Consider the following 12,386-nt stretch of genomic DNA (forward strand, 5'->3'; position numbering starts at 1 on the left):
ACGCGGGCGCGAACGCCGGCGCGGCCGCGGCGGCCTGCTGGGGGTGAAGGTCGGCGCGGCGGCGGCGGGCGTCGGGACGGCCGCCCGCGAGCGCGGGGTGGCCGTGGTCGCCGAGCGCGGGGCGTCGAGGACGGCGCCGGTCGCCCCGCTGAGCTGCTCGGTGGCCGGGCGCAGCGGCGGCGCGGCCTGGGCGACCTGCTCGCTCACGGGCTCGACGACCTGCACCTGGACGCGGCAGAGGATGCCGCCGACCAGCTGCGTGATCGGCTTCATCCCGGTCCGGACCTCGCGCTCGAACGGCAGGCCGAGCGTCGGGATGATCTTGACGGTCTGCCCCTCCTCGGCGCGCACCGTCTGACCGCAGCGGGCCTCGACGACGTCGTCGGCGGCCGGGGCGGCGGGGGCCGCGAGGGCCGAGCCGGCGCCGAGCAGCAGCGATCCCGTCACCAGACCACCGGCGATGAGGCTCGTCAGCAGGCGGGGAGGACGCACGGCCATGGAGGAGGACCTTTCTGACGAGCCCGGGGAGACCGGGACAGGCCCCACTGGGGGAGCGGGCCGTCCCGGCGGCACGTGAACCCAACGAGCGAGTAACCCGGTGGTGACGCCCACCCTCACCCGGCTGCCGGAGCGTTCGGCGGCCGACACGCCACCGCAGCCGGACCCGCCCTCATCGAGGGACTCCAGTCCCTCCGCGCGCTCGTCCGAACAGCCCAGCCACGGGGTCGAGGAGCGCGTCCACCCGGGCCAACCGACGGGCGTCGTCGGGCGCGTCGTCGAGGACCCCGCCGTCCGGGTCGTCCAGTCCGCGGGAGAACGAGGGGTCCCGCGGCGTGCGGATCAGGTCGTGCTCGGGACGCAGCACCGAGCGGACGACGAGCGCCGCCAGGACACCGACGGCGAGGTCGCGCACGAGCACCGAGCCGTAGAACCAGGGCGCGGGCAGGCCCTTCGCGTCGGTGCCCAGGTAGTAGTACATCCGCGGCGCCCAGACCAGCGCATCGAGCACCATCCACGCGAGCAGCGGGCGCCAGCGCGGGTACGCCAGGACCGCCAGCGGCACGAGCCACAACGAGTACTGCGGGCTCCAGACCTTGTTGGTCAACAGGAACGCGGCGATGACGAGGAACGCGATCGCGGCGAACCGGGGCCGTCGCCGTGCGCGCACCACGAGCACGGCGATCGCCAGGCAGCACACGGCGAACAGGACCGCGCTCACCGCGTTGAGCACGGTGGGGTCCTGCCCGGGGGCGAGCTGGCCGTCGAACCCGCTCCAGCCCGTGAGCCCGGAGACGACGTTGTAGAGCGAGTCGGGGTCGGCGCCCCGCTGGCCGTTGAGCCGGAAGAACTCCCACCAGCCCGCCGGCGCCGCGAGGGCCACCGGGAGGTTGACGAGCCCGACCGCCAGGACCCCGGCCGCGGTCGCCTGCGCCCAGGCCCGCATGCGTCCCGCGCGCAGGCAGAGCAGCAGCAGCGGATACAGCAGGAAGAGCGGATAGAGCTTCGCCGCCGCGCCGACGCCGAGGATCACGCCGGCGAGGACCGGTCGGCGCCGTGCCCACGCGAGCATCCCGAGCGTCGCCGCCGCGACGGCCAGGGTGTCGAAGTTGGTGAACGCGTGGACCGCGACGAGCGGTGACACGGCGGCGAGGGCGGCGTCCCAGGGACGCCCGGGTCGCAGGCGCACCACCGCCCAGACCGTCACCAGCCACGCGAGGGCGAGCCAGAACGCGGAGAGGTCGAAGTAGACGACCACCGCCAGCCCGCCGGGCAGCAGACCGGCCTCGGCGCCGGCGAGCCAGACGTCGGCGAGGCGGGCGTTGGCCCACTGGAAGAACCCGGTGAGCACCGGGTACTCCATGTAGCGCACCTGCTCGGAGCCGTCGTCACGACGGTCGACCCACGACGTCACGTAGGGGATCCCGCCGACGTCGAGGCGCTCGGCGGTGTAGAGCGGGACGGTGTCGGAGTAGCACATCGCCACGTACTGGCGGCCGTCGCGCCAGTCGAGCTCGAGCCCGTTCTCGCCGGGGTACTGCTGCAGGCACGGCGCCTTCGCGAACCACGCGAGCGCGAGGGTCGCGATCGCCAGCAGCAGCACCACGCGCAGCGGGGTGACGTGGCGGGCCCGGCCCGCGACGGCGTGCTCGCCGAGCGGGCCGCCGACGACGGCCGACAGCGACGCGACGAACGGGTCCTCGTGGGTCGGACGGACGCGCTGGTCCGGGCCGAGCGAGGCCGGGTCGTGGGTGCGGGCGCGCCCCGACGTCGGGACGCCGCTGCGGGTGGGCGCCCCGGTCACGGTGCGCCGACCCGAGGGCGCACGTCAGCCACCGAAGAGGCCGCCGCCGTCGCCGCCACCGTCCGTCTGGCCGCCGGCCGGGTCACCGCCCGCGTCGCCCTGTCCCTGATCGACGCCACCTTGGTTGGCCTGGTCGCCGCCACCCTGGTCGCCGCCACCCTGGTCACCGCCACCCTGGTCACCGCCGAACTGGCCCTGGTCGCCGCCGCCCTGATCGCCCTGCCCCTGGTCGCCCTGACCCTGGTCGCCGCCCTGGTTCTGGTCGCCCGGGGGGCACGGCTGGCCCTCGACGCAGCCCGGCTGGTTGGGCGGCGCCGCGGGCGTGGTCTGCGGCGGGGTGCCGATCGGCCGGAAGTCCGAGAACTGCTCGATCGGGTCGCCGCGCAGAGCGTCGTTCATGTAGCCCTGCCAGATCTGGCCGGGCACGCCGCGCCCGTAGATCGGGCGCCCGTCGCCGTTCTTGATCGGGGTGTTGTCGTCGGTGCCGACCCACACGGCGGTCGAGATCGACGGGGTGAAGCCGACCATCCAGGCGTCGTTGTTCTGACCGTCGACCGAGGACTGCACGGTGCCGGTCTTGGACGCCACGGGACGACCGCCCGAGAGCGGGATCTCCGAGTGGTCGGCCACCGGCAGCATCGCCTCGACGACGTTGCGCGCGAGCTGCTGGGTCATCCGCGTCTCGCCGGCCGGCGCGCCCGCGTCGAAGAGCACGCGACCGTCGGCCGTCGTCACCCGGCTCACCAGGTGCGGCCGGTGGTAGACGCCGTCCGCCGCGAACGTCGCGTAGGCCGCGGCCATGTCGCTGGGCCGGACCTCGCGGTCACCCAGCGAGATACCGCCGCTGGGCGCCTCGAGCGGCGCGGAGACGCCCGCCTGGTGCGCCGCGTCGGCGACGCGCTGCGGGCCGACCTGCACGCCGAGCTGGTAGAAGACCGTGTTGATCGACTGGGTCATCGCGGTGCGCAGGTCGCAGTTCCCGCAGTTCTCACCCTCGTTGTTCTCGACCTCGGTGCCCGCGATCGTCTGCGGGCTCGAGCCGTCGAACGTCGTGCCGAGGCCGATCGGGTTGGGGTTGCGCTGGAGCCCGGCGAGCAGCACGAACGGCTTGAACGACGACCCGGGCTGGCGCTCGGTCTGGGCGTAGTCGAACCCGGAGCCGTCCTCGCCGCCGTAGTAGGCCAGCACGGCGCCGGTGCGCGGGTCGACCGACACGAGCGCCGTGCGCAGGTTGACCGGCTGACCGCGCAGGCGGCGTTCGACCGACTCGACGGCCTGGTCCTGGCGTCGCGGGTCGATCGTCGTCGTGACCTGCAGGCCCTCCTGGTTCACCTGGGTCTCGGTGATGCCGTACGAGTTCAGCTCCGCGCGCACCGCGGACACGATGTGGCCGCGGTCGTTGTCGGGGATCCCGCTGCGCCGCGGCTGGGGCGGGATCGCGGCCGGGAACGTCTGCGCGCCCCGCTCGGCGGCCGGCAGCCAGTTCTGGCCGACCATCCCGTCGAGGACGAAGGCCCACCGCTGCTCGGACATCCCGCGGTCGACCGCGGGGTCCCAGCGCGACGGCGACTGGATCAGGCCCGCGAGCACCGCGCCCTCGGAGACCGACAGCTGCGAGACGTCCTTGTCGAAGTACGACTGCGCCGCCGCCTGGATGCCGTACGCACCGCGGCCGAAGTAGATCGTGTTGAGGTAGTTGCCGAGGATCTCCTCCTTGCTCTGCTCCTGGGAGATCTTCGCCGCGATCACCACCTCGCGGTACTTGCGCCACAGCGAGTACTCGTCGCCGACCAGCACGTTCTTCACGTACTGCTGGGTGATCGTCGAGCCGCCGCCGCTGCCGCCGGTGGCCTGGTTGAACGCCGCGCGGATGATGCCGACCGGGTCGAACCCGAGGTTCGAGTAGAACGAGCGGTCCTCGGCCGAGAGCACCGCCTGCTGCACGTGCAGCGGGACCTGGGTGATCGGCACCTTGATCCGGTTGCCCTGCTCGGGCACGAGCGAGGCCAGCGAGCTCCCGTTGGCGTAGGAGATGGTCGCGACCTGGTTGTTCGTCGCGTCGTCGGGCGTCGGTACGCGGAAGAAGATCCAGCCGACGGCGAAGGCCAGGACCGGGCCGAGCACGAGCAGCCCGATCAGCAGGAAGACGATGCGCCGGATGCGGCGCTTGCGGCCCTTCGGTGCGGGCGCGGAGCCGTCGCGTCCGGGGCGGCGCCCGCGGGGCGGCTCGTCGTCGTCCCCGCCCCGACCGGGACGGGCGGGCCGCGGGGACACCGCCGTGCCGGACAGGCCGCCTCCCGCCATCGCCGAGCGCGAGGTGGCGGCGGTCGCGGTGGGCGCCATGGCGCGCGTCGCGGTGCCGGTGCGGCTGCCGGTGCGGCCGCTGTCGTGGGTCAGCAGCCGCGGCTCACGGGTGTGGCCCGCGCCCTCGGGGGCGTGACCGTGCCGACCGCGCTGCGTCGCGTCCCGCCGACGGCCTCGGTGTTGGTGATGGTCGGCTCGTCGAAGGCGGAGTGGTGGGTGGGGTTCTGCGACGGGGGCACCGGTCGCCAGCCGGCGGGCAGGGCGCCGTCGGGGGCGGGCGGCGGGGGTGGGCCTCCGGGGCGGCCGTGTCCTCCGTTGCGTGGACCGGGGGAACCCTGCGGAGGACGGGGCGGTCCTGGTGGTGGGCCGGGTGGGCCCTGCGCGGTGCGCGGTGGGCCGGGTGGCGCACCTCGCGCATCACCTCGCCCGTCTCCTCGACCGTCTCCGCGGGCCGGCGGTCCGGGCGGGGTGGCGCCGGGTCTGACCCGGTCGGCACCGGGGGGTCGTCCGCCCCCGCGGTCCGTGCGCCGCTCGTCGTCCACCGATCGCCTCCCGGTTCCGGGTGGTTCTCTCCGAACCGTCAGGGCGAGGCGGTCCGGCGGCGCCGGCGGCCCCCTCCCGACGCGTCGTCGGTTCCCAAGACGTATGACTGTACGAGGTGGTTCCACCGGCACGATCGGCAGACCTCCACGACGTGCACGGTGAACTCGCTGATCGCATCCGCCAACCGGCTGATCTCGTCGGCAGACCGGGCGGATCCTGCGGCCCCGCCGAGCCGTTCCCCGAAGATCCAGTGGACCTCGACGAGGGGATCGCGCCGGCAGAGCGGGCACGTCCGGGTGGTCGGACGACCGTGGTGCGAGGCGGCCTGGAGCAGGTAGACCCCGGCGTCGCAGGCGTCGGCGGTGGCCACGCGGCCCGCCGACACGTCGGCCAGGAGCGCACGGCGCTGCAACGCGTAGTCGACCACCTGACGGACTCCCGGCACGGAGACCAGCGTAGCCATCGCGCCCCCGCACGTCCCCTGCTCCGGAGGGCTCCCGACGCCCGGGGCGGGTGTGACGTGATCGTCGATGCCCGACGCCTGATGTATCGCTCCGATATGGTCGGGGACGTGTTCGCGGAGATCGCCGTGGGCGATCCGGTGACCGAGGGGGGTGTCCGTGCTCGAGCTCGCGGTGCTCGGCCTGCTCCACGAGTCGCCGATGCACGGCTACCAGCTGCGCAAGCAGCTGCACGCCCGCCTCGGGACCTTCCGTGCCTTCTCCTGGGGGTCGCTGTACCCGACCCTGCGCCGGCTCCAACGCGCCGGGCTGATCGCCGAGACCGACGAGCCGCCCCCCGACGACGCCGCCGACGAGGGCGAGCCGACCGGGTCCGCCCGGTCCCGGCCGCCCGCCCGCAGCTCGTGGGGGCGGCGCGGCCGCCGGACCTTCGAGCTCACCGCGGAGGGCAAGGACCGGTTCGACGAGCTCCTCGGCGACGCCGGCCCGCAGACCTGGGACGACGAGAGCTTCGGCGTCCATCTGGCCTTCTTCTCGCGGACGCCGGTCGAGGTGCGGATGCGCATCCTCGAGGGCCGGCGGCGTCGCGTGGAGGAGCGCCGTGAGGGCCTCCGGTCGACCCTCGGCCGCGCGGGCGAGCAGATCGACCACTACACCCGCGAGCTCCACCGCATCGGCCTGGAATCCACCGAGCGCGAGGTCCGGTGGCTCAACGAGCTCATCGCCGCCGAGCAGGCCGCCGAGCCGGTGGCCGACACACGGCCCTCCGGCCCCGGTGCCGGCCCCGATCCCGGGCCCGACTCCAGCCCCGACGACGGCGGCACCCGTCCGCCGTCACCCCGCGACGCCTGAGCCCCAGGTCCGTCCGACACCTGTCACCGAGGAAGAGACAAGAGGAGAACTGCCATGGGTTCGGTCCGAGTGGCGATCGTGGGCGTGGGGAACTGCGCCTCCTCACTCGTACAGGGCGTGCAGTACTACGCCGACGCCGACCCGGCCGCGCGCGTGCCGGGCCTCATGCACGTCGACTTCGGCGGCTACCACGTGGGCGACCTCGAGTTCGTCGCCGCGTTCGACGTGGACGCCAAGAAGGTCGGCCAGGACCTCGCCGACGCGATCTCCGCGTCCGAGAACAACACCATCAAGATCGCGGACGTCCCGCCGACCGGCGTGACGGTGCAGCGCGGCCACACCCTCGACGGTCTCGGGAAGTACTACCGCGAGATCATCACCGAGGCCGACGGCGACCCCGTCGACGTCGTCGCCGCCCTGCGCGAGGCCCGCGCCGACGTGCTCGTGTCCTACCTGCCGGTGGGCAGCGAGGACGCCGACAAGTTCTACGCCCAGTGCGCCATCGACGCGGGCGTCGGCTTCGTCAACGCCCTGCCGGTGTTCATCGCCTCCGACCCCGAGTGGGCGGCCAAGTTCACCGCGGCCGGCGTGCCGATCGTCGGTGACGACATCAAGTCGCAGGTCGGCGCGACGATCACCCACCGCGTGCTCGCCAAGCTCTTCGAGGACCGCGGCGTGCAGCTCGACCGCACGATGCAGCTCAACGTCGGCGGCAACATGGACTTCCAGAACATGCTCGAGCGCGAGCGCCTGGAGTCGAAGAAGACCTCGAAGACCCAGTCGGTGACCTCGCAGGTCGACCGCGAGATGGGCAAGGGCAACGTCCACATCGGCCCGTCGGACCACGTGCCGTGGCTCGACGACCGCAAGTGGGCCTACGTGCGCCTCGAGGGCCGCGCGTTCGGCGACGTCCCGCTGTCGCTCGAGTACAAGCTCGAGGTCTGGGACTCCCCGAACTCCGCGGGCATCATCATCGACGCCGTCCGCGCCGCGAAGATCGCGATGGACCGCGGCATCGGCGGCCCGCTGCTCGGTGCCTCGTCGTACTTCATGAAGTCGCCGCCCGAGCAGTACCGCGACTCGGTGGCCTACGACCGCGTCGAGTCGTTCATCCGCGGCGACGACAGCTGACCGGACGCGTCCCCTGGTTTCGCGCGAAGGGCACCTTCAGCCGGATAGAGCGGCGGAAGGTGCCCTTCGCTGTTTCGTGGTGATCACCGGCGGCGGATGGCCGGACGCGAGCGGGCGCGGGCCTGGGCGAGCGCCTCCCAGAGCAGACGCTTCACCGTCTCCGGCTCGTCGCGGAGCTGGCGGGGCCTCACCGGCACGAGCAGCACGCCGGCGGCGATGAGGCGGGCCTGGCGCCTCATGGTCTCGTCGAAGGCCTCCGGGTCCGCGTGGTGCTCGAACGACTGGATCTCGATCGCCAGCGCGACGCCGTCCACGAACCCGTCGACGCAGGCCAGGAACGTGCCGTCGGCGTGCTCGAGGCCGGCGTTCCAGATCACCGGCGGGAAGCCCGGCATCTCCGCGACGATCATCCGGCACCAGGCCTCGGCGACGGACCGCACGCCGTCCTCGATCTCGACGAGGACCCGTCGTACGAGCGCCGTCCCGCGCCCGGAACCCTCCTCGAGCTCGCGACGCAGGGCCACCACGGTCGTGAGGCGGCGTTGCACGGCCTCGGCCAGGAGCGCGCGGACGTCGTCGATCCGGCCCATGCGCCGCGCGGCGTCCAGCACCGCGCGGTGGACCGGGGCCACGGGCACGTCGTCGCGAGGGTGGGGACGGGGCAGCCGCAGGGTGCGCTCGGCGAGGACGAATCGCTGCGAGCGTCGGCGCGTGGCGTGGGGCACGAGGACGTGGACGGTGTCGTCGTCCGGGAGACGCCTCAGGCCGTACAGCCGGCAGGCCGCGACGCCGGTGACCATCGCCTGCGCGCCGGCGTAGAGCAGGGCGGCGGCGAGGCGCTGGCGGCGGGTCAGCACCCCGCGGGTCAGTGCGATGACGCCCGAGATCACCCGCACCCAGATGCCTCCGGGGGCGCACCGCGAGGAGATGGTGCTCGACGGGACGCCGAGTTGGGCGAGGTCGCGGAGATGGATGACGTCGAAAGGGGCGGCCGCCGCGACAGCAGCCCAGTCGACTCGGGAACGTCGGGGCACATCCTGTTCGACGCACGCCGGCCTCCGCCGGATCCATCGATGTCGCCGCTGGGCTGATGTCCCTGCGCGCGCCGACCCGGCGAAGGGTCACCCTCGCCGCTCTACCCGCGCGAAGGGCACCTTCGGCCGAAACGGCGACGCCCCGCTGCGCGCCGGGCCCGGTCAGCGAAGGGCACCCCTCGCCGCTCTAACCGGCTGATGGTGCCCTTCGCGCGGAACAGGGGGACGAGCTTCGACTCAGCGGACGACGTTCACCAGGCGGCCGGGGACGACGATCACCTTGCGCGGCTCGGCGCCCGCGAGCAGCTCGGCGACCTTCGGGTCGGCGAGGGCCGCGGTGCGGACCTCGTCCTCGCCGGCCGCCGCGGGCACGGTGATGCGCGAGCGCACCTTGCCGTTGACCTGGATCGGGTACTCCGCCGTGTCCTGGACGAGCAGGGCCGGGTCGGCCTCCGGGAACGGCGCGAACGCGAGCGAGTCCGGGTGGCCGAGACGCGACCACAGCTCCTCGGCCAGGTGCGGGCACAGCGGCGCGAGCATGAGCACCAGCGGCTCGACGACCGAGCGGGGCGTGCCGCCCGACGGGTAGGTCTTCGTCAGGTGGTTGGCCAGCTCGATGAGCTTCGCGACCGCGGTGTTGTAGTGCATCGCCGGCAGGTCGGTGCGCACGCCGTCGATCGCGCGGTGCAGCGCGGTGAGGGTGTCGCGGTCGGGCTCGGTGTCGGCGACGCGCAGCTCGCCCGTCTGCTCGTCGATCACCAGGCGCCACACCCGCTGCAGGAAGCGGTGCGAGCCGACGACGTCGCGGGTCGACCAGGGCCGCGAGGCCTCCATCGGCCCCGTGGACATCTCGTAGAGCCGGAAGGTGTCGGCGCCGTAGGCGTCGCACATCTCGTCGGGGGTCACCACGTTGCGCAGCGACTTGCCCATCTTCCCGTACTCCTGGCGCACGGGCTCGCCGTTCCACGTGAATCCGGACGCCGCGTCACCCGCCACCTCCTCGGCCGGCACGTAGACGCCGCGGGCGTCGGTGTAGGCCCAGGCCTGGACGTAGCCCTGGTTGAACAGGCGCCGGAAGGGCTCCGACGACGAGACGTGGCCGAGGTCGAAGAGCACCTTGTGCCAGAAGCGCGCGTAGAGCAGGTGCAGCACCGCGTGCTCCACGCCGCCGACGTAGAGGTCGACGCCGCCGGGGTCGCCCGGCCCCTGCGGACCCAGCCAGTAGCGCTCGACGTCGGGGTCGACGAAGCGCTCCGTGTTGTGCGGGTCGAGGTAGCGCAGGTAGTACCAGCAGGAGCCGGCCCACTGCGGCATCGTGTTGGTCTCGCGCAGGTACTCGGTCCAGCCGTGCTCGGGGTCCGACGGGAGGTCGGCCTCGAACGCGACCCACTCGGTGGCGCGCGCCAGCGGCGACTCCGGCGAGGAGTCCCGGTCGTCCGGCGCGAACGACTTCGGCGAGTAGTCCTCGACGTCGGGCAGCAGGACGGGCAGATCGGCGTCGGGCAGCGCGCGCGGGATCGAGGGCCCGCCGTCGGTCTCGCCCTCCGCGACGTAGGCGACCGGGAACGGCTCGCCCCAGTAGCGCTGCCGGGAGAACAGCCAGTCGCGCAGCTTGTACTGCACCACCGACTCGCCGGCTCCGCGAGCGGCCAGCCACGCGACGATCGCCGTCTTGGCCGCGTCGACGTCCAGGCCGTCGAGGCTGACCTCGTCGTTCGCGGAGTTGATGGCCGCCCCCGCGCCGACGTACGCCTCGCCGTCGAAGTCCTCCGGCGGCTGCACGGTCCGGCGGATCGGCAGGCCGAAGACGGTCGCGAAGTCCCAGTCGCGCTGGTCCTCGCCCGGGACCGCCATGATCGCGCCGGTGCCGTAGCCCATGAGGACGTAGTCGGCGACGAAGACGGGCAGCGCCTCGCCGTTGACCGGGTTGGTGGCCCACGCCCCGGTGAAGACACCGGTCTTGTCGCGGGCCTCCTGGCGCTCGAGGTCCGAGCGCGACGCGACGACGCTGCGGTACTGCGCGACCGCGTCCGCCGGGGTGTCGGCGCCACCGGTCCAGCGTCCGTCGAGCTCGTCGCCGGTCGGAGGCGAGGGCCAGGCGGCCGGGACCAGCGCGTCGACCATCGGGTGCTCGGGGGCCAGCACGAGGTACGTGGCGCCGAACAGGGTGTCCGGGCGGGTGGTGAACACCTCGATGTCGCCCGCGTCCGACGCGAAGCGCACCTGCGCGCCCTGCGAGCGCCCGATCCAGTTCCGCTGCATCGCCTTGACCGAGTCCGGCCAGTCGATACCGTCGAGGTCGTCGGCCAGGCGGTCGGCGTAGGCGGTGATCCGCATCATCCACTGGCGCAGGTTGCGCCGGAAGACGGGGAAGTTGCCGCGCTCGGAGCGCCCGTCGGCGGTGACCTCCTCGTTGGAGAGCACCGTGCCCAGCGCCGGGCACCAGTTCACCGGGGCGTCGGCGAGGTAGGCCAGGCGGTGGTCGTCGAGGACGCGGTCCTGCTCGGGACGCGACAGCGTCGCCCAGTCGCGGCCGTCGGGCAGCGCGCGGATGCCCGCCGCCAGCTCCTCCTCGAGCTCGGTGATCGGGCGCGCGCGGTCGGCCTCGACGTCGTACCAGGCGCCGTGGATCTGCAGGAAGATCCACTGCGTCCACCGGTAGAAGTCGATGTCCGTGGTGGACACCGAACGGTGCTGGTCGTGCGCGAGACCGAGCTGGCGGATCTGCTGGCGGTAGCGCGCGATGTTCGCCTCGGTGGTGGTGCGCGGGTGCGTGCCCGTCTGCACCGCGTACTGCTCGGCCGGCAGACCGAACGCGTCGAAGCCCATCGTGTGCAGCACCGTGCGGCCGGTCATGCGCAGGTAGCGGCCGAGGACGTCGGTCCCGATGAACCCCAGCGGGTGCCCGACGTGCAGGCCCGAGCCGGAGGGGTACGGGAACATGTCCATCAGGTAGAACTTCTCGCCCGCCGGCGCGGGGGGCGGGTTCGGCACGGCGAACGTGTCCGCGGCCTCCCAGCGGTCCTGCCAGCGCCGCTCGATCGCTCCGGCGAGCGCGGCGGTGTAGCGGTGGGGCGGCACACCGGAGGCACTCTCGGCGTCGGGTCGCACGTCCGGCGCCACCTCGGGCTCGGCGGTCACGGGGGTTCCTCCTGGTCTCGACCGGCGGTCCTCGCCCTCCGGATGCGGCCGGTCGGCACCTGCCACGACATCCGCCGTCGACCCGGGGCCACGCCCCGGCGAGGGGGGCACCGCGGATCCCGCGAGGACCACATCGAGCCTACTCTGGGGGTGTGATCGTCCCGGCCCTGGTCCTGACCCTCGCGGCGCTCGTCGTGGGCGGCGCCGGCGTGCTCGCCCTCCTCCACCGGCTGCCCCGCAACCGCGTGCTCGGGGTCCGGACGCTGTGGACCATGGGCAGCGTCGACGCCTTCCGCCGCGCGAACCGTGCCGCCGCCCCGGCGTTCGTCGGCGCGGGCCTGGTCGGGCTCGCGGGGGCCGGCGCGGCGCTGCTGTCGGCGACGACGGTCGCGGGCGTGACGATGCTGGTGCTCGGCGGCCTCGGGCTCGTCGGGCTGCTGGGGGCCGGCGGCATCGTGGGCGCGCGCTTCGCCGCCGCCGAGGAGGCCGAGCACGAGGCCCTCGCGGCCCTGCCGCCGACGTCGTGCCTGCCGCCCGAGGAGCCGGACTGCGCGCCCGCGGCCGGAGTGTGCGGCGGCTCGTGCGCGATCTGCCCGCGCGCCCAGACCCAGGCCTGAC

General features: G+C 73.7%; 10 protein-coding genes. 4 read left to right on the forward strand and 6 right to left on the reverse strand.

Annotated elements, in window-relative coordinates:
* Nucleotides 1-43: 43 nt before the first annotated feature.
* Nucleotides 44-358, forward strand: a complete 315-nt coding sequence (locus ACQPYN_RS31840; protein WP_433031612.1) for a hypothetical protein — start codon at nucleotides 44-46, stop codon at nucleotides 356-358.
* A gap of 312 nt (nucleotides 359-670) precedes the next feature.
* Here the strand turns inward: ACQPYN_RS31840 and ACQPYN_RS31845 are convergent, their stop codons facing one another.
* The 4 genes from ACQPYN_RS31845 to ACQPYN_RS31860 form a co-directional block, all read right to left on the reverse strand.
* Nucleotides 671-2,302 carry a glycosyltransferase family 87 protein gene (locus tag ACQPYN_RS31845; protein ID WP_433031615.1) on the reverse strand — a complete coding sequence of 544 codons (1,632 nt, stop codon included), beginning with the start codon at nucleotides 2,300-2,302 and terminating at the stop codon, nucleotides 671-673.
* 24 nt (nucleotides 2,303-2,326) lie between these two features.
* A complete protein-coding gene (locus tag ACQPYN_RS31850) occupies nucleotides 2,327-4,645 on the reverse strand; it encodes a transglycosylase domain-containing protein (RefSeq protein WP_433031618.1) in 2,319 nt (772 codons plus the stop codon).
* 50 nt (nucleotides 4,646-4,695) lie between these two features.
* Nucleotides 4,696-4,845: a hypothetical protein gene (locus ACQPYN_RS31855; RefSeq protein WP_433031621.1), complete on the reverse strand. Its 150-nt coding sequence runs from the start codon at nucleotides 4,843-4,845 to the stop codon at nucleotides 4,696-4,698.
* A gap of 341 nt (nucleotides 4,846-5,186) precedes the next feature.
* Entirely contained in the window at nucleotides 5,187-5,594 is a 408-nt protein-coding gene (locus ACQPYN_RS31860) for a DUF5318 family protein (RefSeq protein ID WP_433031624.1), read from the reverse strand.
* 175 nt (nucleotides 5,595-5,769) lie between these two features.
* On the opposite strand from ACQPYN_RS31860, the gene ACQPYN_RS31865 reads away from it, so the two are divergent.
* On the forward strand, nucleotides 5,770-6,462 hold the full coding sequence (locus ACQPYN_RS31865) for a PadR family transcriptional regulator (RefSeq protein ID WP_433039149.1): 693 nt from the start codon (nucleotides 5,770-5,772) through the stop codon (nucleotides 6,460-6,462).
* Nucleotides 6,463-6,516: 54 nt separating this feature from the next.
* A complete protein-coding gene (locus tag ACQPYN_RS31870; protein WP_433031627.1) occupies nucleotides 6,517-7,593 on the forward strand; it encodes an inositol-3-phosphate synthase in 1,077 nt (358 codons plus the stop codon).
* An 83-nt stretch (nucleotides 7,594-7,676) separates the two neighbouring features.
* On the opposite strand, the gene ACQPYN_RS31875 is transcribed toward ACQPYN_RS31870, so the two are convergent.
* Nucleotides 7,677-8,489: a hypothetical protein gene (locus tag ACQPYN_RS31875; RefSeq protein ID WP_433031630.1), complete on the reverse strand. Its 813-nt coding sequence runs from the start codon at nucleotides 8,487-8,489 to the stop codon at nucleotides 7,677-7,679.
* A 375-nt stretch (nucleotides 8,490-8,864) separates the two neighbouring features.
* A complete protein-coding gene (locus tag ACQPYN_RS31880) occupies nucleotides 8,865-11,768 on the reverse strand; it encodes a leucine--tRNA ligase (protein WP_433031633.1) in 2,904 nt (967 codons plus the stop codon).
* Nucleotides 11,769-11,920: 152 nt separating this feature from the next.
* On the opposite strand from ACQPYN_RS31880, the gene ACQPYN_RS31885 reads away from it, so the two are divergent.
* Nucleotides 11,921-12,385 (forward strand): SdpI family protein, encoded by a 465-nt coding sequence (locus ACQPYN_RS31885; protein ID WP_433031636.1) that lies wholly within the window; start codon nucleotides 11,921-11,923, stop codon nucleotides 12,383-12,385.
* Nucleotide 12,386 lies beyond the last annotated feature (1 nt).

It is taken from the genome of Actinomycetospora sp. CA-053990 (genome assembly GCF_050948445.1).
In the GTDB taxonomy this organism is placed as follows: Bacteria; Actinomycetota; Actinomycetes; order Mycobacteriales; family Pseudonocardiaceae; genus Actinomycetospora; species Actinomycetospora callitridis.